At 72.2% G+C, this 22,362-nt stretch carries 21 protein-coding genes and 1 pseudogene; 6 read left to right on the forward strand and 16 right to left on the reverse strand.

Annotated features, from left to right (window positions below):
* Positions 1–39 precede the first annotated feature (39 nt).
* The 4 genes and pseudogenes from AB0F10_RS14510 to AB0F10_RS14525 all read right to left on the reverse strand — a co-directional run bounded on the left by AB0F10_RS14510 (position 40) and on the right by AB0F10_RS14525 (position 6,065).
* The gene (locus AB0F10_RS14510) at positions 40–3,114 is read right to left on the reverse strand and encodes a glycosyl hydrolase (protein ID WP_360623808.1); all 3,075 of its coding nucleotides are present in this window, start codon (positions 3,112–3,114) and stop codon (positions 40–42) included.
* 300 nt (positions 3,115–3,414) lie between these two features.
* Positions 3,415–3,507 (reverse strand): annotated as a pseudogene (locus AB0F10_RS14515) (IS5/IS1182 family transposase); the annotation flags it as partial.
* Between the two features lie 863 nt (positions 3,508–4,370).
* Entirely contained in the window at positions 4,371–4,568 is a 198-nt protein-coding gene (locus AB0F10_RS14520) for a hypothetical protein (protein ID WP_360623810.1), read from the reverse strand.
* Between the two features lie 720 nt (positions 4,569–5,288).
* Positions 5,289–6,065 carry a hypothetical protein gene (locus tag AB0F10_RS14525; RefSeq protein ID WP_360623812.1) on the reverse strand — a complete coding sequence of 259 codons (777 nt, stop codon included), beginning with the start codon at positions 6,063–6,065 and terminating at the stop codon, positions 5,289–5,291.
* A gap of 101 nt (positions 6,066–6,166) precedes the next feature.
* On the opposite strand from AB0F10_RS14525, the gene AB0F10_RS14530 reads away from it, so the two are divergent.
* On the forward strand, positions 6,167–7,096 hold the full coding sequence (locus AB0F10_RS14530; protein WP_360623814.1) for a serine hydrolase: 930 nt from the start codon (positions 6,167–6,169) through the stop codon (positions 7,094–7,096).
* A 90-nt stretch (positions 7,097–7,186) separates the two neighbouring features.
* On the opposite strand, the gene AB0F10_RS14535 is transcribed toward AB0F10_RS14530, so the two are convergent.
* The 6 genes from AB0F10_RS14535 to AB0F10_RS14560 form a co-directional block, all read right to left on the reverse strand.
* Positions 7,187–7,780 carry a pyridoxamine 5'-phosphate oxidase family protein gene (locus AB0F10_RS14535; protein WP_360623815.1) on the reverse strand — a complete coding sequence of 198 codons (594 nt, stop codon included), beginning with the start codon at positions 7,778–7,780 and terminating at the stop codon, positions 7,187–7,189.
* A 69-nt stretch (positions 7,781–7,849) separates the two neighbouring features.
* On the reverse strand, positions 7,850–8,632 hold the full coding sequence (locus tag AB0F10_RS14540) for a hypothetical protein (RefSeq protein ID WP_360623817.1): 783 nt from the start codon (positions 8,630–8,632) through the stop codon (positions 7,850–7,852).
* Positions 8,633–8,637: 5 nt separating this feature from the next.
* Entirely contained in the window at positions 8,638–9,219 is a 582-nt protein-coding gene (locus AB0F10_RS14545) for a VTT domain-containing protein (protein ID WP_360623819.1), read from the reverse strand.
* The gene (locus AB0F10_RS14550; RefSeq protein ID WP_360623821.1) at positions 9,216–9,992 is read right to left on the reverse strand and encodes an MBL fold metallo-hydrolase; all 777 of its coding nucleotides are present in this window, start codon (positions 9,990–9,992) and stop codon (positions 9,216–9,218) included. The genes AB0F10_RS14545 and AB0F10_RS14550 overlap by 4 nt, the downstream gene beginning before the upstream one ends.
* Complete coding sequence (locus tag AB0F10_RS14555) at positions 9,989–10,495, reverse strand: DUF1990 domain-containing protein (RefSeq protein WP_360623823.1); 507 nt, start codon at positions 10,493–10,495, stop codon at positions 9,989–9,991. The genes AB0F10_RS14550 and AB0F10_RS14555 overlap by 4 nt, the downstream gene beginning before the upstream one ends.
* Before the next feature lie 15 nt (positions 10,496–10,510).
* Positions 10,511–11,326 carry a YndJ family protein gene (locus AB0F10_RS14560; RefSeq protein ID WP_360623825.1) on the reverse strand — a complete coding sequence of 272 codons (816 nt, stop codon included), beginning with the start codon at positions 11,324–11,326 and terminating at the stop codon, positions 10,511–10,513.
* Positions 11,327–11,442: 116 nt separating this feature from the next.
* Here AB0F10_RS14560 and AB0F10_RS14565 point away from each other — a divergent pair, with 116 nt between their 5' ends.
* Genes AB0F10_RS14565 through AB0F10_RS14575 form a run of 3 tightly spaced genes read left to right on the forward strand, consistent with a single transcriptional unit; the run spans position 11,443 to position 14,839 of the window.
* The gene (locus tag AB0F10_RS14565) at positions 11,443–12,453 is read left to right on the forward strand and encodes a YihY/virulence factor BrkB family protein (RefSeq protein WP_360623827.1); all 1,011 of its coding nucleotides are present in this window, start codon (positions 11,443–11,445) and stop codon (positions 12,451–12,453) included.
* Between the two features lie 44 nt (positions 12,454–12,497).
* Positions 12,498–14,066, forward strand: a complete 1,569-nt coding sequence (locus AB0F10_RS14570) for a phosphatase PAP2 family protein (RefSeq protein WP_360623829.1) — start codon at positions 12,498–12,500, stop codon at positions 14,064–14,066.
* Positions 14,063–14,839 (forward strand): endonuclease/exonuclease/phosphatase family protein, encoded by a 777-nt coding sequence (locus AB0F10_RS14575; protein WP_360623831.1) that lies wholly within the window; start codon positions 14,063–14,065, stop codon positions 14,837–14,839. Before AB0F10_RS14570 ends, AB0F10_RS14575 begins: the two co-directional genes overlap by 4 nt.
* Before the next feature lie 16 nt (positions 14,840–14,855).
* Here AB0F10_RS14575 and AB0F10_RS14580 read toward each other — a convergent pair whose 3' ends face one another.
* Together AB0F10_RS14580 and AB0F10_RS14585 are read right to left on the reverse strand one after the other, a co-directional pair.
* Complete coding sequence (locus AB0F10_RS14580; RefSeq protein ID WP_360623833.1) at positions 14,856–16,442, reverse strand: GGDEF domain-containing protein; 1,587 nt, start codon at positions 16,440–16,442, stop codon at positions 14,856–14,858.
* Between the two features lie 100 nt (positions 16,443–16,542).
* Entirely contained in the window at positions 16,543–18,168 is a 1,626-nt protein-coding gene (locus tag AB0F10_RS14585; RefSeq protein WP_360623835.1) for a fibronectin type III domain-containing protein, read from the reverse strand.
* An 87-nt stretch (positions 18,169–18,255) separates the two neighbouring features.
* On the opposite strand from AB0F10_RS14585, the gene AB0F10_RS14590 reads away from it, so the two are divergent.
* Positions 18,256–19,176 (forward strand): hypothetical protein, encoded by a 921-nt coding sequence (locus AB0F10_RS14590; protein ID WP_360623837.1) that lies wholly within the window; start codon positions 18,256–18,258, stop codon positions 19,174–19,176.
* 5 nt (positions 19,177–19,181) lie between these two features.
* Here AB0F10_RS14590 and AB0F10_RS14595 read toward each other — a convergent pair whose 3' ends face one another.
* The 4 genes from AB0F10_RS14595 to AB0F10_RS14610 all read right to left on the reverse strand — a co-directional run bounded on the left by AB0F10_RS14595 (position 19,182) and on the right by AB0F10_RS14610 (position 21,594).
* Positions 19,182–19,358: a DUF4236 domain-containing protein gene (locus AB0F10_RS14595; protein WP_360623839.1), complete on the reverse strand. Its 177-nt coding sequence runs from the start codon at positions 19,356–19,358 to the stop codon at positions 19,182–19,184.
* Between the two features lie 67 nt (positions 19,359–19,425).
* Positions 19,426–19,881: an Rrf2 family transcriptional regulator gene (locus AB0F10_RS14600; protein ID WP_360623841.1), complete on the reverse strand. Its 456-nt coding sequence runs from the start codon at positions 19,879–19,881 to the stop codon at positions 19,426–19,428.
* Between the two features lie 72 nt (positions 19,882–19,953).
* A complete protein-coding gene (locus AB0F10_RS14605; protein ID WP_360623843.1) occupies positions 19,954–20,886 on the reverse strand; it encodes an AraC family transcriptional regulator in 933 nt (310 codons plus the stop codon).
* 276 nt (positions 20,887–21,162) lie between these two features.
* Positions 21,163–21,594, reverse strand: a complete 432-nt coding sequence (locus tag AB0F10_RS14610; RefSeq protein WP_020514863.1) for an SsgA family sporulation/cell division regulator — start codon at positions 21,592–21,594, stop codon at positions 21,163–21,165.
* Positions 21,595–21,911: 317 nt separating this feature from the next.
* On the opposite strand from AB0F10_RS14610, the gene AB0F10_RS14615 reads away from it, so the two are divergent.
* Positions 21,912–22,337: a TIGR02611 family protein gene (locus AB0F10_RS14615; RefSeq protein ID WP_360623845.1), complete on the forward strand. Its 426-nt coding sequence runs from the start codon at positions 21,912–21,914 to the stop codon at positions 22,335–22,337.
* Positions 22,338–22,362 lie beyond the last annotated feature (25 nt).

Raw genomic sequence — 22,362 nt, forward strand, 5'->3', positions numbered from 1 at the left:
CTGCCGCCGCGTCGGCGGGCGGCAGGGCGGGTCACCGGCTCAGCTGGTCGCCCAGAGCGCCGGCACGTTCGGCGGCTCCCAGCCCGTCAGCGACGTGTGCGCCTGCAGGCACCGGTACCGCGCGCCGTTGTAGGTCACGATCCGGCCCACCGGGTACGCGACGTTCGCCGCCCACGCGGTCGCCGCCGGATCCGTCGCCGGGGTGGTCGGTGCGGTCGTCGGTGCCGTGGTCGGCGCGGTCGTGGTCGCGGGCGGCGTCGTCGTGCCGCCCGAGCAGCCGCCGAACACCTTGAACTCGTACAGCGAGTAGCCGTACGGCGTGCCACGCTCGGTGCCGCTCATCCGCACGTACCGGGCCGTGCCCGAGACCGCGTGCGTGACGTTGCCGCCGGTGCCGGCGGTCACCGTCGCGGTGGTGGTCCAGGCGCTGCCGTCCGTCGACGTCTGGATCTGGTACGCCTTGCCGTACGCCGCCTCCCAGCTGAGCTCCACCCGGGCGAGCGGCTGCGCCGCGCCGAGGTCGACCTGCAGCCACTGCGGGTCCGCGAACGCGCTGGACCACCGCGTCGCCGCGTTGCCGTCGACGGCGAGGCCCGGCTGGTAGTCGGCGTTCTCCACCGACGACGCCGTGGCGGTCTTCCCCTGCGAGAGCAGCACGTCGCCGGTGCAGGCGGTGGGCGTCGGGGTCGGGGTCGGCGAGGTGGTCGGCGGCGTCGTGGTGCCGCCGCCGGTGGCGTTGCCGCCGCTCCAGTTCGTCGCCCCGCTCGCGACGGTCTTGCCCGCCGGAACGCTCAGCGTCCTGCCGTCCGAGTACGTCACCGTCAGCGCCGAGTTCGTGATGTTCGACGCGACGTACGTCTTCGCGCCGTTCTTCGAGAACACCTTGGCCAGCGGATGGCTCGCCGTCACCGTCGTGTCGACCTGTCCGAGCGCGGCGAGGTTGCGGATCCAGTGGAACGTGTGCGCCTTGCTCTCACCCTCCTCGGACGTGTACGCGCTGTTCGCCCGGAACTTCGCCAGCGCCGCGTCCGGATCGCCGAGCGCGAGAAACTGCCACAGCATGTCGCGCCAGGCGGTCGGCTCGCCGCCGTTGTTGCGTACGAGCTCGGCGTAGGTGGCCTTGACCGACTCGGGGTAGTCGCCGAGGTAGAGCTGGCCTCCGGTCATCGGCAGCATGTTGATGCCCACGACCATGGCGTGCTCACCCGAGAACCACGTCGCGTACGCGCCGCCCGAGCCCCACACGATGGCCGAGTAGTTGTGGCCCCAGGTCGCCGGGAAGTTCTCGTTGCGCACGTCGAACCAGTACTCGTTGATCGCCGCGGCCTGCGTGGTGTGCAGCCAGATCCCGGCATCGCGTACGGCGTTGTCGCCGGTCGCCTGGCCCCACTGAATCAGGGCGTTGGCGAAGTTCTGCCCCTCCGACGAGGACTCCTGGTTGTTGCCCGCGCCGAACGCGCCGTGCCCGGAGGCCCAGTCGTGCCCCTCGTAGATGTCGAAGTCCCGCAGGTAGGGGAACCGGGTGTCGCCGCGGTCGTAGTTGTTGGCGTCGCGGATGAGCAGGTCGACCATGCCGCCGTACTGGCCGCGGGCGGCCCAGGCCGGGTCGAACTTGGCGAGCGTCGCCGCCGCCGCGACGTAGTAGCCGTAGTGGAAGTGGTGGTCGTTGAGGTCCTCGTCGGACGCGTACGACGCGGGATAGCCGATCAGCGTGCCCCAGTTGCGGTCGTAGTAGAAGACTCGCGCGGACTTGCCGGCCGACGCGGTGAACCAGTCCGTCAGCCGGGTACGGATGACGTTGAGCGCCGAGTCGCGTACCGAGGTGATGTTCAGCTGGTCGGCGATCTCCGCGATCCGGGCGGCCCGGCCGAGGCCCTTGCCGGTCCAGTACGTGTCGTCGCCGCGGAAGTCGGCCGGGTTGTTCAGCTCGTTGTTGAGCAACGCGGTGACGGTGCTGAGGTCGGAGCCGCTGGAGTCGCCCACGGCGGGGATCTCCGGCAGCACCCCGGTGTACTTCATGGTGGTCTGGAAGCCGCCGCCCGTGACGATCTTCATGGCGCCGCGCGGCGAGACGTAGGTGCGCGACAGCGGGGTCGAGCCGGTGAGGTAGCGCCACTGGTGCGGGTAGAGCGCGATGACCGTGCCCGTGCCGCCGCCCTCGCGCGCGGTGGTGGTGAACGCGTACGTGGTGTTCACCGTGCCGGCGCCCTGGTTGTACGTGTACGACATCCTGGTGCCGGTCACGTGGTTGTGTGCGTACTGTCCGTAGGTGTCCGCGAGCGCGATCTTGTCGGCGGTGGCGGCGCTGGACAGCGTCGGCAGCACGGCCACCGAGAAGTAGCCCTTGCCGGCCAGGCTGGAGCGGATGGTGCTGCCGCTGAGCGTCCACGTCGAGCCGGTCGGCCCGTACGCGACGTAGTCGTGGCCGCCGATCGAGAAGCCGATCCGGTTGCCGCTGTTCTGCCAGGCGGTCGGCGGGCCGGTGACGGTCAGCAGCGCGTCGCCGCCGGTCACTTGGTAGTACGAGAGCGGCAGGCCGTGGCCGATGGTGGCCTTCATGGTCCGGATGCCGTCGCTCCACGACGGCGTCACCGTCCAGTCGCTCCAGCCGTCGACGAGCGACTGCGTGGCGTTCAGCCCGGCGACGCCGACGACGACGTGCTGCGCGTACGGGTAGTGGTATTCACCGAGCCCGGTCGCGCTGCCGCTGATGGCCGCGTCGGTCTGGTAGGAGAGCCCGAGCCCGCTCGCCACCGGCCGGTACGCGGCCGGCCCGGCGAACAGCGGCTGGGAGAAGTTGCACTCATCGCCCTTCTTGAACAGCAGCGACGACCACCAGTCGTTGGTCGGCACCGGCCCGGCGGGCGCGTTCGCGGTCAGGTACTGCCGCGGGTTGGCCGACATGTTGCCGCAGCCGGTGGGGAGTTTCGCGCCGGCGGGCAGGGTCTCGGTGTAGCTGCCGGCGCCGACGGTCGCCGCCTCGGCCGGGCCGGTCACGGCCACGGCGAGGACGCCGGAGCCGACGGCGACCACGACGGCCGCGGCGAAGCCGGCCAGCCGGCCGCGCGGGGAGCGGGGGCGGGCGTGCGGGGATGGCGGGAGCGGGGGATGCATGCGGGTGCCTCCGATGGGGAAACGGGGGTCGCCATTGCCGCGGCGGTGGACCGCGGGCGTGGCCGTGAGAGCGCTCTCACGGTCCCGCGAGGCTAACTGTTACGAAGTGTTTCGTCAATGTTTACAGGCGTGAATAGCCCCTGCTCAGAAAGGATTAATGCGGCCGTGCGGAGCCGGTTCGGCGCACACCCGGCCACGCCCTGCCCAGCGGATCATGTCCGCGGGGATGGCGCGCAACCGGTCGAGCGTCTCGACAAGGTCGAGGTGGCTCGATAGCTCACGCCGCGTTACCGGGCCTCACCGGTTGAGGCCGGCTTCGACCTGGTTACGGTCGCGGTAGGAGCCGGGGTCGAACGCGGGTGGCCGGCCGCCGCGTGAGCCGCGGCGTTCGCGGCCGGCGATCCGGTCGTTGGGTTCCGGGATCGTCGCACGGGGTCCCTCTGCCGCGTAGCGCTTGGCGCGCGACGAGTACGCCTCGTCGGCGGTCACCGAGAACCTGGAACTATGGTGGCGCTCTACCCAGCTGCGCCGACCGCCCATGGGCGCTCGACTCGGTGGAGGGCGCGGTTTGGTGTGCCCGGCGTCGACGATGCCAGGACTCTGATCGAACCTGTTGACGACTGTGCGTCAAACGGCGCCAGTGCTACGGCACGGCTCTGTTCGGCCGCGAGAACCGGCGCGGCGTTGATCTGGTCCCGCGATGATCCGACGTCGCAGGTCAACCGCCTGCCACGGCGCATCAAGCAGAGCTCACGGCGGATCGGCAGAGACCCGAAGGCCGATGTCGCCAAGACCTTGCCCCCGGGTCGGCCTTATGGATGACTCACAGCGGCCGGTCGCGAAGGCGCGGGCCAGGCCAATAACGCCTGACCGCGGGCCGGCAAGCGATCCCATGGCCGAGGTGAGCGCGTATGTCGTATCGGCAAGTCTCGGCCCTCGAATATCCGCATTCCGGAGGCGCGCGATTGCGGCGAACCGTTCCCGTGGCACATGACATCTGTCGTGTAGCGGCCGATACGTTCCGCCGCATGACGGCGCATTTCACCCACCGTGTGGGCGTCGCAGATCGGCATGGCGGGCAACGAATTCTGTTTGGCTCTGGGCCGGCGTTCGCGCGATGACCGTCACGGACCCGGGCATACCCGATAGGGCCGAGTGTCACCGCGCCCACCGATTCACGGCGGCCACCCGAATTCAGGAAACACCCACCGGGATCCGACCACGCCAGAAGTAGGACCGGCCGCCTCGCCCGAGAATCAGACGGCGAGAGTTTTGGGCCCCTCGGCCGCGACCACCGAGGTGCTGCCACCGGTCGTGACACGCACCGCACCGGCACCGCAGCCGTCGGCGATGCCACCACCGGTGCTGGCGATGCCGGTCGCGGTGGCGGTGGTGCTGTCCACGGCCGCCGAGGCGAGGTCCGAGGTGGCGGCGCCTGCCAGGAGGCGTGCCATGCCGGCAGGAACGGGCGGACCGGCGACCGAGATGCTCGTGGTTGCCGGATCGGGGCCGGTCCCGCCGCTCGCTGCGGTGGCGTGGCCTGCTTCGGTGCGAGATTGGGCCGCACTGCGGCGGGCACTCGCGATGCAGATGGCGACGCGGGTGTGGCGCGTACTCGCGGTGCGGCGAGTGACGCCGGTGGGGTGGGTGAAGCGGGTGCGGCGTGTGACGCGGGTGGGGTGGGGCGCGCCGGCCCGCTCTCGGGGGCCGCCGCTGCGAGGGCTGCGGAGCGGCTCAGGCGGTTGCGGCGAGGCTTCTCGCCGTGGCGTTGCTGAAGGCCCCACCGGCGATGACGCTCGTGCTCACGACGAAATTCATCAGCGGCGGCTGAATAGTTCCGCCGCGCGGTCCGGTCCCGCATCGCCGCCAATTCCGACCTGCCGAACAATGACAACTGTCCCACTGAAGAATTCTCCCGCAACCCGACCCGGCATGCTCGTGAACGATCATGCCAACCTTATTCGGGAATAGCATTCACTGAGGTTGCCGTGACAATTCTGGCACGCGCCGAAACTGAACGACGCGGCCAACCTGTCAACCACCGGCAATGCGCGGGTCACTCACGGTCGGTCACTATGTGTGAGTGAGGGTGAGGTGCGACAAATACCTCTGCCGCCCGGCCGTCCTGTCGGCCAATGACCTTGAAGATCAGTCGCGCTTCGCGGGGGCGGGAGCTAGCGGCCGTTCGCCTCGTCGTCGGCGACCCGGTTCTCGCCGCGGCGGCGCAGCCGGCCGAGCCCGGGCATGCCGATGATCGCCATGTGCAGGTCGTTGGCGACCCCGAGCAGCGCGCGCAGGTCGGGTCCGACCTTGTCGAGCGTGCCGAGCAGCGGCATCACGTCGTCGCGCAGGTGCTCCCGCAGGCGGGGCAGCTCGTCGATCATGTGGATCGCGGCGGTGATCTCCTCCGGGGTGAGCTCGTCCACGAACCGCTGGGCCAGGGGCGCGGCGCGACGCAGCGTGGGGCCGTACTTGTCGAGCAGCTCGCGGGCCTCGGCCGAGGTCGAGGTCGCCTGCCCGACCACCACCGAGGCCGCGTCGGTGAGGGCGCCGGCGTCGGCGAGGACCGAGGCCGCGCCCGCGACGGCCACGGCCGCTCCCTCGGACGTCACGGAGACCTGGTCGAGCAGCTGGGCCGCACGCGGCGTGATGACGCCGGCCTCGTCGACGGCCAGCGCGGCGCCGGCCATGATCACCTTGGTCTCGGCCAGCGCCTCCTCGGCGCCGTCGACCACGCCGTCGACCCGATCCAGTATTCCGTCGACGCGGTCGATCAGGCCCTCGGCGCGTTCGCTCAGCACCGTGATGCGGTTGACCAGCAGCTCGGTCTGGCCGAGCAGGCCGAGGGCGCGTACCGGGACCGTGGCGAGGGAGGCCGCGGTCTCCACCACCTGACCGATCGCGTAGCGGCTGAGCTCGACCAGGGCGGAAGGTGACGGGAGCAGGGCCATGACCCCATTGTGCCCGCCTGCGCCAGTGACTGATAGTAATAGTTTCCGAGCCCTTGGTAGTGCAGTTTGGGATCCCGTGCGCGGCGCGGCAGTATGCATGGGTGCGACCAAACCGACTCTGGATCTTCTCGGCTGCGGCAGTGGTGATCGTGGGCGGCACCACCCTGATCGGCCTGGGCATACAGGACGACGGCGGCGGCACCGGCGGCGGTCTGCTGCCGAGCTCGCTGACCTTCGGCGACCCCGAACCGACGGCCTCGCCCACGCCGACCGGCCCGAGCCCGGAGGAGCTGGCCGCGCTGGAGCGGGCCAAGCACAGGAAGGCCCTCGACGCGGCCCTGAAGAAGTATGCGGCCAACGCTCCCGAGTTCTCCGTCGCCGTCCTCGACAAGAAGACCGGCGAGCGCTATTCATACCGGGGCTCGGAGACCTATGACACCGCCAGCATCGTCAAGGTCCAGGTGCTGGCCTGCATGCTGCTGAAGGCGCAGGACGCCGGCCGCGACCTGTCCTCGAACCAGATGTCGCTGGCGAAGCGGATGATCCGGCTCAGCGACAACAACGCCACCACGTCGCTGTTCAACCAGCTCGGCAAGGCCTCGGCGGTCGGCCGGTGCAACAAGCGCCTCGGGCTGAGCCAGACCACGGTCAACAGCTCCTGGGGCCTCACCCGGACCACGGTCAACGACCAGGTGAAGCTGCTCTCCGAACTGGTCGACACCAAGGGCCCCCTGGACTCCGACTCGCGCAAGCTCGCGTTCACGCTGATGAGCAAGGTCGACTCGAGCCAGGACTGGGGCGTGCCGGTCGTCGCGAAGTCCGGCGAGATCACGACGGTGAAGAACGGCTGGGACACCCGCACCAAGGACGGCGGCCTCTGGGCCGTCAACACGGTCGGCCGGGTGATCTCGGACGACGACGACGTGGACGTTTCCGTCGCCGTGCTCTCGCACAACAACAAGAGCATGGACGGCGGCATCGCCCTGGTGCAGAAGGTCGCCAAAATGACCCGCCAGTACCTGAAGTATTAGCCGGCGCAGGTTGCCGGTGGGCTGCCGGGCTGGGGCTCGCGGCTGGGCCGAGCCGGGAGACGGGTGAGCGCACCCGGCCGGTCGGCGACGCTACGGTGTTGCCGGGGTGGCGGGCAGCGGCAGCGGGAGTCCGGGCAGGCCGTCGATGCTGGTCGCGATGAACTCCTTCTTCTCGAAGTACGAGCTCAGCGACGCGTCGTCCTCGCGAGCGAAGCGCTTCGCGTGCAGCTCGCGATCGTCGTCGTAGCTCATGAACGGCACGGCGTAGCCGCACGTGTCGCGGATCAGGTCGGCGTGCACCACGATGATCGCCCGGAGCCCGTGCTGCGAGGCGTCGACGCCCGGGAAGTGGGAGAGCAGGCGCGTCCAGCGCGGGTCGTCGCGGAAGACGGGCTCGCCGCGGCCGTGGACGCGCACGATGTTGGGCGGGCCCTGGAACGCGCACCACATCAGCGTGATGCGGCCGTTCTCGCGGAGGTGCGCGATGGTTTCCGCGTTGCTGCCGGCGAAGTCGAGATAGGCCACGGTCAGCTCGTCGACGACGGCGAGCGAGCCGCTCAGTCCCTTCGGCGACAGGTTGACCGTGCCGGACTCGGACAGTGGCGCCGTCGCGGTGAAGAAGATCGGCTGGGTCTCGATGAACTCCCGCAGCCGTCCGGAGATCCCCTCATGTGTCTTACCCATGATCGGCATTGTTCCAGCCCACGGACTCATCAACGCCCACATATGTCGCCGGTCACGTGGCGGCCGAGGTCAGCGGATCCGGCCGCCCTCGGTCACCAGCCATTCGCCGGTTTCCCAATCGGACGGGCCGTCCTCGATGCGGTAGGACAGGTCGAACCGGATGTCCAGGCCGGGCCAGGGGTGACGGACCGGGACGACGCGGAAGATCTCCTCGAGCTCCGGGAAGGTGGTCCCCTCGGGCTCGGGAAACATCAGCTCCAGTTCGGCGCGGGTCAGGTCGGTCCAGAGGGCGAACTGCCACTCGGTCTGCGTACGCCACCGGTCGTGGACCAGCTCGAAGCGGGGCTCGCGGCCGACGACGAAGTCCCGGATGTCGTCGTGCAGCTCGGCCCGCGTCGACGGGAGGACGAACGGCCAGTCCTCGCCGGTGGGGTAGCGGTACATGGTGGACGCCGAGGCGATCGCCCGCACGAGGCCGTTCCACTGCTCCGGTGTGGTGGTGGCGGCCGGCAGGTTCACGCCGGTGTGGTCGACCCGCCGGACGTGTCCGGCCAGGCGGCGGGCCAGCTCCGGCATCTCGACCAGCGCCTGCCGGCCGGACGTGCCGGCGTGGGTCGCGATGGATTGGCCCGTGTCGAGGACGATCTCGGGTGCGGCCACGTCGGCCAGCACGAACGCCGTCACGGGACGGGCCTCGGCGGGCTGCGGCGGGGTCAGGGTCAGGCGGTCGGCCGCCTCGCCCGGCGAGCCCGCGTACGCCACGTCGGCGAGCAGATCGCGCAGGTCGCCGAGGAAGGCGCGCGATTCCGGCGTCTCCGGCAGGACGAAGGCGATCTCGGACAGGCGGGCCATGCGCGCTAGGCCGTCTCGGTCTGTTCCTGGCGGGCCGCGCGGCGCTTGCTGATCATCGTGGCGGCCTTGCTGATCACCACCACCAGGACGACCGCGGCGACCACGCCCTGCCACGGCTCCGGGAAGATCGAACCGCCGGCCACGCCGATGGCCGCGTAGACGACCGACCAGAGGATGCAGGCGGGCACGTTCGCCACGATGAAGGTGCGCCAGCTCAGGCCGATGAACGCGGCGGCGAGCAGCACCGGCACCCGGCCGCCCGGCAGCAGCCGGGAGACCAGCAGCACCGGCACCTGGCTCTTGTCCAGCCGCTCCTTCATCGCCGTCAGGTGCTCCTCGCCGCGCAGCCAGCGCAGGCGCCGGGCGAGGGTTTCGCCGCCCGCGAGGCACATCGCGTACATGGCCAGGTCGCCGACGTAGGCGCCGGCGGCGCCCGCGGCGATGACGAGGATGATCAGCAGCGGGTGGGTGTGGAAGGCCAGCGCGGCCGCGGCGCTGACCGCCGCGCCGGTCGGCACTATCGGCACGATCGCGCCGAAGGCCACCACCAGCGACAGCCACCCCAGGGCGCCGAGTTCGGAAATCACGCGGCAGACTCGAAGCTGAGCGTCTCGCCGTGCCGGAGCACCCGGACCTGGGTGTCCGGCGAGGTGCGTGCGGCGTGCCGGGCGAACTCGGTGCCCGGGTCGTGGAACATGTGCGGCCGGATCCGGCTCAGGCCGGCCGGCCAGAACGTGCCGTAGTGCACCGGGACGGCCCGGGCGGCCTTCACCCGGCGCAGCGCCTCGGCGCCGTCGGACGCGTCGAGGTGGCCGTGCGCGCCGAGGGTCGGCCCCCAGCCGCCGACCGGCACCAGCGCGAGGTCCAGCGGGCCGAGCGAGGACATGCCGTCGAACAGGCCGGTGTCGCCGCTGTACCAGGTGCGGGCGGCGCCCTCGACCACGAAGCCCATCGCCACCGAGCGCAGCCGGGACCAGGGGCCGCGGCCGCCGTCGTGCGCCGCCTCGACCGCGCGGACGGTCACCGCGCCGATGGTGGTCTCCTCGCCCGGCACGAGTTCGACGCAGCGCTCCGCGTACGCGGGGCCGAGGCCGCCCGCGACCAGCGGGGTGGCCCCGCGCGGCACGACCAGCAGCGGCTCGCCGGGCACGGCACGCAGCGACCGCAGGTGGAAGTGGTCGGCGTGCAGGTGGGACAGCAGCACCGCGTCGGGGGCGCCGGGCAGCATCGGTGTCGGGCCGGCGTTGCGCCGCAGGTGGATCACCCGGTTGGTGAGCAGCGGGTCGGTGAGCAGGTGGACACCGGAATCGGCCAGCCACATCGTGCTGTGCCCCCACCACGTGACGCTGATCTCGCTCACGTGTCAACCGTACGGGACCGGGCACACAGCCGTCGGAGCGCGCGGCCGCAGATCCGGGCGTACAGGTGCTGGAAGCGCACCGCGACGGGGCCGCCGAGCCGCATCGGCAGGCGGGCCGGCGCGCTGAACGCGGTCACGGCGAACCAGACCCGGCCCTGCTCGTCCCGTTCGACAGTGAACGACTCCTCGCCGCGCGCCTGGTGCCCGGGCAGCGTGCCGTAGCCGAAGCCGGCCAGGTCCGGGCCGTCGGCGGTCCACACCACCTCGCACGGCACCACGAGGGGCCCGAGCCCGACCGTGAGCCGCACCCCGGGCGCGGCACGGTCGGCGCTCGCGCGGATCCGGGCGCCGGTCGCGCGGTGCATCCGAAACGTCAGGATCGCGGCGGCGGCGGCCGCGAAGTCCTCGCGACCGAGTTCGGTGCGGTAGTGCAGGTGCCGGTAGCCCGGTGGCAGCGGCTCGTGCCGGGTCGCGCCGACCTCGGCGTAGGTGAATCCACTCATGAAGTTCCTCCCTGGTCAGAGATATGCCCCGGCGCGGCGCCAGCCCACCATGCCGCACACCGCGAATCCGAGCGCGTTCGCCACCCCGTGCGTCGCCGCCATCCAGCCCAGCGACGGGTGCGGCAGCCCGGTCGCCTCGCCGAGGGCCCAGCTCACCGCGAGCACCATCGACACCGCGAGCACGGCCGCGGAGCCGCCCAACAGCACCGCGGTGAGCCGGCCGGTCGCGCCGCTGCGCGCGTAGCGCCAGGCCAGCCAGCCCACCGTCCACATCCCCGCGGTCAGCACCAGCGCCCCGGCAAGCTCGACCGCCTCGGCGGTGAAGTAGCCCAGCAGCACCAGCAGCGTGCCGGCGGGCACGGTCAGCGCGGCCGCGTCGGCCGCCCGGCCGGGCGCGATCCGGGTCTGCAGCCCGGCGATCAGCGCGGCGGCGAACCCGGCGAAGTGGAAGTGCGCCACGGTCAGCGCGAGCACGCCGAGGTCGAAGGAGAACAGGCGGTATCCGGCCCGCTCGGCGATCAGCGCGCTCGCCGCGACGGCCGGGCTGATCAGGGCCGTGAGCACGGCGGCCTCGGCGGGCCACTCGCGGCGGGGCCGGGCCGGGCGGCTTACCGCGTACGCGCAGAGCAGCGCCGCCACCGCCGCGTAGAGGGTCGCCAGGGCGGTCGCCACGGCCCCCCGGGGCAGCCACAGGCTCACGGCGCCGGCGACCGCACCGACGGGCCAGCACCGGCGGGCGAGCCCGATGCCGGGGTCGGCGAGCAGCCGCAGCCCGGCCGGAACGACGACCAGCATGCCGACGATGACGAGAAGGTTCACCAGCACCCGCATGGCGCCCACCCACTTCTTTGAACGTGTTCAAGTATGCCGCCACTGTAGCCCATGCACCCGGGGTCGCCGAACCGGTGCGGCTCCGGCACACTGGCGGTCGTGCCAGGAGTACGCGGTTGAGCAGCACCGAGCCGGTCCCCGAGACCCGGATGATGCCGGGAGACGAGCTCTCGGCCGACGACGCGTTCCTGGCCCTGCGGCACTACGGGCGCTGGCACCTGCTGCGCGACGCCTTCCTCCGGTTCCGGTACGGCGACGGCTTCAGCCACTCCCGGGCCTTCGCGCTGCAGCTGTGCCTGGCCATCGTGCCGTTCCTGATCGCGCTCTCCGGGCTCGCCACCGACCTCGGCGTCTCCGAGGGCGGCCAGGTCATCGCGGACACCGTCATCGCGCTCACGCCGGGCGACAGCGAGCCGCTGGTCACCGAGCTTCTCGCCGACAACGAACGCACCAGGGACGCCGGCGAACTCGCCCTCGCGCTGGGTCTGGTGACCGGCCTGTTCGCGCTGACCTCCGCGATGGCGCAGATCGAGCGCGGCGCCAACCGGATCTACGGCGTCGAGCGCGACCGCAAGGCGACGCACAAGTACCTGCGGGCGGCGATCCTGGCCGTCGTCGCCGGGCTGCCCGCGCTCTTCGGCTTCCTGCTGCTGGTCGCCGGGCACTCCGCCGGGCAGTCCCTGGCCCGGCACTTCGGCTGGGGCACGGGCGCGCTGCGGGCCTGGGACCTGGTGCGCTGGCCGGTGAGCCTGGTGCTGATCGTGTTCGCCGTGGGGCTGCTGTTCCGGCACTCGCCGCGGCGCAGGCAGCCCGCGCTGAGCTGGCTGCTGTTCGGCGCGACCCTGGCCACCGTCCTGTGGTGGCTCGCCAGCCTGCTGCTGGCCGGCTACGTCGGGGTCAGCGACGGCTTCGGCGCCACCTACGGGCCGCTGACGGCGATCATGGCGCTGCTGCTCTGGGCCAACCTCACCGGGATCGCGCTCTTCTTCGGCCTGGCATTCGCGGCCCAGCTGGAAGCGCAGCGGGTGGGCATCACCCGGCCCGCGCAGCACGACCGGTGGGAGCCGGGCGACGGCGACGTGCCCCGGCAGCGCGAGGCCGGTGTGAGCTTCGAGCCGAGGGGGTAACTCCCGCGCACATGCGTGAGTCACCGATCGGCAGGAGTTCAACGATGTCCACCGAGCACGGCACCGTAGGCCGGCGAACCGGCTGGGCGCCCGCCCGCCACTTCACCGAGCGCAGCCTGCTCGGGCTGTCGGCCGTCGTCGTCATCGGGCTCGGGTTCGGCCTGCTCCTGTTGCTGGTGCGGCTGCACTGGGAGCCGCTGCAGCGGCTCGACCTGGCCGTGGCGGAGGGGCTGAACGGCCTGGTCGCCCCGCACCCGCTGGTCGTCACCGTGCTCGAGGCCATCGCCAGGCTCGGCGGCCGGCCGATCATGATGTGGCTCGTCGCGGTCGTCGTGGTGCTGCTGCTGATCCGCCGGCGGACCCGGCTGGCGATCTACCTCGCCGTCACCGGCGCCGGGGCGCTGCTGCTCGACCCGTCCCTGAAGGCCCTGGTCGGCCGGCTGCGCCCGGTCGTCGAGTCGCCGGTCGCCACCGCGCCCGGCAACAGCTTCCCGAGCGGGCACGCCCTCGGCTCGATGGTCGTCTACGGCGCCCTGCTGCTGGTGTTCCTGCCCGCCGTCGCGGCGCGCCGGCGAAGGCTCGCCATCGGCGCGGCCGCGCTGGTCATCGCCCTCATCGGCGGCACCCGGATCGCGCTCGGCGTGCACTACCTCTCCGACGTGCTCGCCGGGTGGCTGCTCGGCGCCGCCTGGCTCGGCGTCACCGCGTACGCGTTCCGGGTCTGGCGTCGCGAGACGGGTCGGCCCGTCGGCGCGACCCTGCGCGGGCTGGAGCCGGAGGCGGGACACGACGTGACGCTGGCGCCCGACGAGGATCGGGTGCTGCCGCACCCCTGGGCCGGCGCCGCGGTGCTGATCGTCGGCTGGGTGTTCACCTTCGGCCTGCTGTACGTGCTCGGCTGGGCGGTCACCAACCGTACCGAGGGCACCTGGATCGCCGCCGCCGACGACGGCGCGGTGCAGGGGCTGCAGGGCCTGCGAACGCCCGTCCTGGACGACCTCAGTTACGCGTGGAGCAAGGCCGGCGACACCCACCTGATCCTGGCCGTCTCGCTGATCTTCTGCCCGCTGGCGCTGGCCCTGTGGCGGCGCTGGCGGCCGGTGCTCTTCGTGGTGCTGGCCCTGCTCGGCGAGCTGAGCCTCTTCCTGGCCGCGTCCGCGGCCGTCGACCGGCCGAGGCCGCCCGCCGAGCACCTCGACGGGCAGTTGCCGACCTCGTCGTTCCCCTCCGGGCACATCGCCGCGACCATGTGCCTGTACGTCTCCATCGCCCTGCTGGTCGTGCCCCGGGTGCGGGCCTGGTGGCGGTGGCTCTTCGTGGCACTGGCGGTGATCATGCCGCTCGGCGTCGCGCTGTCGCGGATGTACCGCGGCATGCACCACCCGACCGACGTGCTGGGCGCGGGCGTGCTGACCGCCTGCTGGATCACGCTGCTCTGGTTCGTGCTGCGGCCCAACGCGGATGTCGGGCCGGCCGGCCGGCCCAACGCGGATGTCGGGGAGGCCGGCCGGTCCGACACCGACGGCGGGGAGGCCGACCGGCCCAGCGCCGACGGCGGCGAGGCCGGCGCCGGGGGCGACGATCGGGATCCGGCCGAGGAGCCCGCCCGGTGACGCTCAGATTGCTGACCTGGAACATCAGGACCGGGGGCAGCGGCGGCCGCCTCGACGCCGTGCTCGCCCTGCTGCGCCGGGAGGCCCCGGACATCCTGGCCCTGCAGGAGCTGCGTGGCCTTCCCGGTGCCGGGATGCGGGAGGTGGCGGCCGCGCTGGGCATGACGCCGTTCCTCGCCCGGTCGCTGCTCGGCCAGCCGGTCGCGGTGCTGGTCCGGCCGCCGCTGCGGATCGTCTCCTGGTCGGCCGTGTGGTGGCGGCTGCACCACGCCGCCGCGGTCGTGGTGACGCCCACCGCGGACGGGCCGGTGACCGTGGTCAGCACCCACCTGAACCCGTTCTCGCCGAGCCGCAGGCTCCGCGAGGCCCGCCGGCTGGTGGCGCGGTGCCGCGCGGCGCGGGGCCCGGTGCTGATCGCCGGCGACCTCAACTCGCTCGACCCGGGCACCGACCACACCGCACGGCTGTCCCGGCTGCCGGAGCAGCACCGCCGCCGCCACCTCGGCCCGGACGGCAAGGCCGACACCCGGGCGATCGCGCGGTTCGCGGCCGGCGGCTTCACCGACCTGTGGCGCGCGGTGGGCGAGGGCGACGGGCTCACGGTGCCGACCACCGCCGGCGGCGGGGAGTTCTCGGACGCCGGGATGCGGCTCGACTACGTGCTGGCCACGGATTCGATCGCGGCCGCCGCGACGCGGGCCCGGGTGATCCGCGGCGACGAGGCGGAGTACGCCTCGGACCACTACCCGCTCGCGGTCGAACTGGACCTCTGACGGCGGCGGAGCCCGCTCACTGGTCGGCGACGACCCGGTCGCGGCCCTCGCGCTTGGCCACGTAGAGGTTGCGGTCGGCCAGCGACAGCAGCGCCGACGGGGTGGCCCGGCCCTCGGCCGACGTGGTCACGCCGATGCTGGTCGTCACGCACAGCGCGCCGGTGATCGGCTCCCAGGCGTGCGCCCGGATCCGCAGCCGCAGCCGCTCGCAGCGCTCGGTCGCCTCCCGCGCGTCCATGCCCGGCAGCACCAGCAGGAACTCCTCGCCGCCCATCCGCGCGGCGATCATCGAGCCGCTCACCGCCTCCAGCAGCAGCTGGGCGACGTTCTGCAGCACCTGGTCGCCGGTGCTGTGCGACAGCGTGTCGTTGACCCGCTTGAAGTGGTCCAGATCGAGGATCGCCACCGAGATCGGCGTCCGGGTGGCGACGGCCTCGCCGAGCAGGGCCGGCAGCCGCTCGTTGACGTAGCGCCGGTTGTAGAGGCCGGTCAGCGCGTCGCGGTGGGCCATCTCCCGGAAGTGCTCGCTCGCGCGCCGCGCCTCGGTAGCCTCGAAGACCGCCTGCAGCGCCCGCGCCTGCGCCTCACGCTGCGTCGAGTGCAGGGCGGTGGCCGCCGAGTGGAACGCGCGGTGCTCCTCGTACGCCTCGCGGAAGCGCCCGGTGGCCGCGTACAGGGCCGCCTGCTCCTCGTTGGCCTGCGCCCGTACCCGATCAAGGCCGCGATCCTCGGCGAGCCGCACCGCGGCGTCCAGGGCGGTCTGGGCGGCGGCGTAGCGCCGGTCCAGCCGGCGCGCCTCGGCCAGGGTGAGCAGGCACACCGCCGAGGTGTCGCCCTCGAGGCTCACGACCGTCGACCGCGCGCTGTCGACGAGCGAGTGCAGGCTCTCCTCGACCGCCGCGTAGTTGCCGCTCATCATGTCGATGCGGGCGATCGTGTCGAGCTCCAGCGTTCCGAACGCCCGGCCGCCGCGCGCCTGCACGGCCCGCATGTGCGCGACCAGGTCCCGGGCGCCGGGCTCGTCGTTGTTCTCGTAGGCCGTGAAGGCCATGTTGTTCAGGATGTTGAGCGTGAGCTCGAGATCGCCCTCGGCCGTGGCCAGGGCGAGCGCCTCGCGGAAGCGCCGGTCGCCCTCCTCGATCGAGCCGCTCTCGTCCAGTGCCGTGGCGAGCGCCAGCAGGTGCCCGGCGCGGACGGCCGGGGGCTCGTCGTCGGTGAGGTTGGCCACGGACTGCACGGCGTGGGTGAGGCCCTCGGACACGTCGCCGATCTGCCGGTAGAAGACCGACAGCACCCGGTGCGCGCGGGACAGCAGGAACGGGCTGCCGTGCTGCTGGGACCAGGCGAGCACCTGATGCGCCCAGCGGCCGCCCTGCTCGGACTTGCCCTCGCGGACCAGGGCGTTGGCGCGGAGCAGGCGCGCGCGCATGGCCAGCGCCTCGTCACCCAGCTCGGTGGCCTTACGCTCGGCGACGGCGGCGGGCGCGGCCACGGTGCGGAACTGCGACCGCGGGCGTGCCTCGAGCTCCGCCAGGGTCGCCGCGAGCGCGGCATGGTCGCCGGTGGCCACGGCGCCGACCGCTGCTGTCGCCTCCGTCGTCATCGCGTCCCGCTTTCCCCGTGGGTCCCGGTCGGTCCCTGGCACTGCTCCGATCGGGTGCCCGCGGTGATTGCTGAGGTTGCGGCCGGTTGCGAATCGGTTGTTAGTTGCGCCTCGTGCAGACGGGTTTCGATGCGGCGACCTGGTCGACCGTGTAGGCCACGGCCACGGTGAAGCAGTAGTCGGTCTGCTTGTTCAGCCCGTACACGACGTAGTCAGTGGTGCCCGCGGGCAGCTGCTGGAAGGCCCGTTGCTCCTGCCCGGTGCGGCCGCCGGAGATCAGCACCGGTCCCTCCGAGCCCTTCGGGTAACGCCAGGTCAGCGAGACGCTGTCCCGGTTGTCCTTCAGCCGCACCCCCGCGGGCGCCACCGCGGCGTTCGACGGCGAGGCGCTGGTCGGCGGTGCCGGCGCCGGCGCCGCCGGCGCCGCGGAGGCGGTGGCACCCGTCGCCGCTTCCTGCCCGCCGCCCGGCAGCGTCGCGGCCACGATCGCGGCCGCGACCGCGATCCCGGCGACGAGCACCGCGGCCAGGACGAGCGACTGCCGGGAGGAGCGCGAGTCGGGCTTGCGCACCGGTACGGGCAGCCGGCGGTCGGGCGCCTGCTCGATGGCCGGGTCTCCCACCTGACGGGGCAGGCGCGGTCCCGGGGGATAGGCGTCGGGCGGGTAGGCGTCGGGCGGGAACGAGTCGGGCGGCCAGGGGCCGGGCGGCTCCACGGTCCAGGCCTGCGGCGGCAGGGGCGCCGGCGGCCCGGCGTGCTCCGCCTCCTCGTCGGGCGGCCGCACGGCGGGCGCCGGCTCGGCGGGCACCTGTTCCTGGATCGGGGCGGCGGCCTGTGCGGGCGGCGTGGAGGTCAGCGGCAGCGTGAGCGGCGGTTCCGGGCGGGCGTGCCGGCCGGTCAGGTCGCCGGGCCCGGCCGGGTCCCGGCGTACCGGATGAACGCCCGGGTTGGTCGTGGCCGGGACCCGGGTCACGCCGGACGCCGGTCCGCCGGACGTCGGCCCGGTCGAGCTCTGCACCCGGCCGCACACGTGGCGACCCGTGGCCGGCGCGCCGGCGAGCCGGGCGACCTGCTGGGCGAGCGGGTGATCGGGCGGCAGGTGGCGGGCGCACAGCTCCTGCGCCTGCGCGAGGTGGGCCTGCGCCTCGCCGTCGCGGCCGCACTCGCGCTCCATCGCGCCGAGCCGGGCCAGCATCTTGATCCCGGCCGGGGCAGCGTCGCCGTAGCCCTCGTGGTGCCGGGCCCAGGCGTCGGCGAGCCGGGTGCGCGCGGCGGTGCAGTTTCCCGCCGCGTGCTCGGCGGTGGCCAGGTCGGCCTCGGCCGCCAGCACCCGCGGCGACAGCCTGCCGTCCAATGCGGTCAGCTCGCCGACGAGGTCGAGGTAGAGCTGGGCCGCCCGGCCGTGGTTCCCGACCCGGTGCAGGACCGCCGCATGGGTGGCCGCCGCGGCGACGGTGCGCTCGTCCTGCGGGCCGTGCAGGCGCTCCTCGGCGGCGTGCGCGAAGCCGGCCCAGGTCCGCGCGCCGTGCGGATCGCCCAGGGCGATCAGGATGCGGGCCTGCAGGGCCGCGGCGAGCGCGAGATCGGGGGAGGCGCGCTGCGGGTCGACATCGGCCGGATCGAGCACGTGGGCGAGCACGTCCCGGGCACCGGCGAGGTCGCCTGCGGAGGACAGTGTCTGCGCCTGGGCGGTCAGTTCGGCGAGCGGAGGTGCCACGTGCCTCATAGTGGCTGTTCAGCCACCCTAGGTACAAGTCCCTCGGTCCGTGGACCCGGTCCGAACTGCCCGGACGGGACGCCGTATAACTCGGTTATGACCGCTGACAGCGTCGCCAACGTCAAGCGTGAGATTCTCGTACGCCACCTGGAGGCCTGGGCGCCCGCCGCGCTGCACCGGGCCCGCCGGGCCACCTACGCGCACGGATACGCCGACGCCGGGCCGGACCTGGCCGAGGCGGCGCTGCGCGTGTTCGCCGAACAGTCCGACCTGGTCAGAGGCCGGGAACTGACGATGGTGGCGGTCGGTGAGCAGACCGCCGAGGTCGGTCGCCGGCTCGCCGCGGTGCAGCAGGCCGCCGACGCGGCGGCGGGGCTGATCGTCCACACCGTCGCCGGTGGCACCGATGCCGCGCTCGCCGTCGCGCTGAAGGCGGCCGGCTCTGCCCGCGTACCGTTGCTGGGTTTTCTGGATGCGACCGCCGCGGGTGGACCGCCGGCCCCGGCCACCGTCGCGGCCCTCGCCGCGGGCCGGCCCGCGGAGGCGATCATCGTGCTGCGGGCCGAGGGGTACGCCGCGGACGAGTATCGGGCCGGGCTCAGCGCCGCGGGATTCCCGCTGGTCGCCGCGGTGGAACTGGCCGTCGACGAGGCGCCCGGCGAGGTGCTGGTCTTCGCGACCACCTCGGGCAAGAGCCTCGAGGGCTTCAAGGACACGATCTGGGCCGTCGACGAGTACGCGGGGGTCCGCTACCGCGATCCGGGCGACCCGGAGCGGCACCTGATCGACATATCGCTCAACCCGCACCCCGGGCCGTTACGCCGGGAACTGCTCGGCCATCTCGCCGAGGTGGGCGAGGCGACGGTGACCGAGCTACGGACCTTCGCACTCACCGAGACCGTCTACCGGGCCGCGGACGCCACCCGGGTGCTGCACGCCCTGCTGACCGCCGGGTCGGTGACCCGGCGGCCGGAGCACGGCAGGCTCGGCGGCGACGTGGTGATCGCCGCCGGTTGACGCGGTCAGCTGGACTTGTCCTGCTTCCACGACAGCGGACCGGGCAGGTCGACGCGGTGTGCCCGCGCCTTGGAGTTCCACGACCAGCGGCCGATCTTGATGGACCAGGACGAGAATCCCCGCTGCGTGAAGTTCAGGATCAGCGGCCCGAACTTCTTGCGACTGCGGAACATGATGCCCATTGGGATAACCCTTCCGTGGTGAGCCGGTTGGCCGGAAGGTTCCCGATCTTCGATCTCGGCAAACGTCCTACCGCGGCTGCCAGGCGTCGGGCCGGGTGGTCAGCTTGCGGACGTGGGCCGGCATGCGGCCGCTGATCAGCTCGGCCAGGCTCACCTCGTCGACCACCTCGCGCACGGCGGATCGCACCGCCACCCAGAGGTTCGGCAGGTTCTCCGCCGCCCCCGAATATTGCGTCTCCTCGGGGCGCAGCCCGCGGACGCCCGCGAGCGGGCCGTCGACGGCCCGCAGCACCTGGCCGATCGTGATGTCCCGTGGGGACTGTGACAATGTGTAGCCGCCCTCGGCGCCGCGCTGAGCTCTGACCACCCCAGCACGGCGCAGGTCGGCGAGAACCGCCTCGAGGAACTTCCGAGGCATGTTCTGGTCTTGGGCAACGGCCTGGGCGGACATCAGGGCCGGGTAGGCGTTGGCCAAGCTCAGCGCCGCCCGTACCGCGTAGTCGCCGCGCGCGGAGATCTGCACACCACCATCATGCCGCGTCAGAGCCCGTCGTCCTCGCGCACCCCGGGAAATATGGGAATTCGGGCATTACCTTCAGTCATTGGCCAGTCGCTGAGACGGCACCCTTGCCCCGATGTCGGCGACGTCGTCGGGGACCTGGTCGGGCATCCGCTGCGCCGCGCCGATCCGGAACGCGCCCGGGCTGAGCCCCACCTCGCGGTGGAAGAAGCGCCCGAAGTTCGTCGGTTCGCCGAAGCCGAGCCGCCGGCCGATCTCGGCCACCGAGAGATCCGTGCAGGCCAGCAGGCGTTGCGCCTCGAGCGCCACCCGGTCGTCGACGACCCGCTTGGCGCTGCGGCCGGTGATCGCGAGGCAGGCCCGGGTCAGCGTGCGCACCGAGCAGCCGATCCGCGCCGCGTAGTCCTCGACCCGCCGGCTGTGCGGGTGGCCGTCCTCGAGGTCGCGGCGGAACCGCGCGTAGGTCCGGCCCTCCGAGGTCGCCGTGCCGCCGAAACCGTCGGGGGAATCGGTGAGCAGGGCGATCCGTAGCAACAGAACGGCGAGCTGATGACGCAGCAGGGCGGCGGCGACCACCCCGGACGAGTGCCGGGTGCAGTCGACGCCCAGCTGTGCCACCTCGGTGATCACCGCGTCGGCGTCCTCGCCGGCCAGTTGCCAGCGGTTCGGCCCGGGCAGATCGTCGACGGGCACGCCGGCCACCTCCGCGGCCGAGAGCAGGTCGCGGTCCCAGGCGACCAGCGCCGCGTCCAGCCCGGGCTCGGCACCGAAGCGCACCGCCTGGCCCGGGCGGATCCAGAGCAGGGTGCCCGGCCGGCAGGGGTGGGCGGCGAAGTCGATCTCGACCGTGCCGTGTCCGGCGGTGGTCAGTGCCAACAGGTGATAGGGCAGCCGGCGCGGTGCCGGATGCGGGATCGCCAGCTCGGTCTCCGGCAGCGTCCAGGTTCCGACGCCCGCCCAGTTCGGGGCGGGTGCGGACCTGACGAGTCGCGGACCGGCGGTGACCATCGAGGCCGACCGTAGCGGGCCGTGACCAGCGATGCACGTGGGAACTCGGAGAGCGGACTTTATCGTCCGGGAGACCCCCGATAACATTGGCCAAATCGGACATAAAGGTACGCGGTGTAGCGCTATTCGCTTTCTGTCCGCGAATACGCTTTCACTGGTTGTATGTCCGTTTCTCGCCGCGTTGGGCGCGATCGTCTTCCGCGGTGTTCCGGCATGTAAAAGGCGACCCGCGCGGACCGGCAGTGTCCGTGCGGGTCGCCCCGGTAATTCCTGTCGCTAACGACCGGCGAGCAGCCGGTTGACCGCGGCGTCCACGTCCAGGTGTTCGGACTCCCGGCCGCGCGGCACCACCACATAGGTGCGCCGCAGGAACCGGACCAGGACACTGCGCGGCACTTCGAACAGGGCGTTGCCGTCGGGTGACGACAGCGCCAGGGCAACGAAGTCGCCCCGCGGCGTGGCCCACGGCCACACCCGGACGTCCCCGATCCCCGCAGGCTCATCAAGCCCGGTCACGAGCAGTTCCCGCGCAAAGGACCAGCTAACGGCTTCCCCACCGGCTGATTCTGCGTGGAACAACACGTGGACCGCGTACGGGTCGGCTGGGTCGTACCGCAGACTGGCGCGCACGGGCAGAGCCGTGGCGTCTGGCGCTACGAGCCGCAGCGAGGTTTCGACCTCGACGGTCGTTGGACGAATGGTACTCATGGACGAACTCCCCCCGGCACCGCTGCGAGGCTGGTGAACCCCGCGTTTCCCATACTCAGGTGATCCCTGTCATTACGCTCCGCCATACGCTGATCTCACCCAGTAGTGGGAAGACGGTTCCGATAAGGCCACCGAACGAGCCGTTAAACGGTATCTTGTCCTGTTCTGCCCAAGTACTCGGTTCCGCCCGGCGTCGGGTGGTCCAGCAGTTGACTCACTCCGGTAACGTCCATTCCTCCCGGGTAGTGACGGGGGTGGGGAACACTAGGGGATGAAATGACCGGGAGCACGCGATCTTTGCCGCGAAAGTGAACGAGATGTCCCAAACCGACCCCTTGACCGAAACGGCGCCCGAGGAACACTCACCTCCAGGCCTGCTCGACCGGATCCGTGCCAATCCGACCGGCCGGATGGCACTCAAGATCGGCGTTGGAATTCTCGGCGGCCTCGTCGTGGCCCTGGGCATCGTGCTCATTCCGTTCCCCGGCCCCGGATGGGCGATCGTGATCCTCGGCCTGGCGATCTGGGCCGTCGAGTTCGTCTGGGCCAAACACCTGCTGCACTTCACCAAGAAACACGTACAGGCCTGGACGCACTGGGCGCTCTCCCGGCCGCTGCCGCTACGGGCGCTGATCGGCCTGGCCGGCCTGATCTTCATCTGCGCGGTGCTGTGGACGTCGGTGAAGCTCACCATGGGCGTCGACCTGGCAGCAGTGATCTGGACCTTCGTAACGGGGGGTTGACGCGCCGGACCCTGGTTCGCGCGAA

It is taken from the genome of Actinoplanes sp. NPDC026623, from assembly GCF_040638275.1.
Classification (GTDB): domain Bacteria; phylum Actinomycetota; class Actinomycetes; order Mycobacteriales; family Micromonosporaceae; genus Actinoplanes.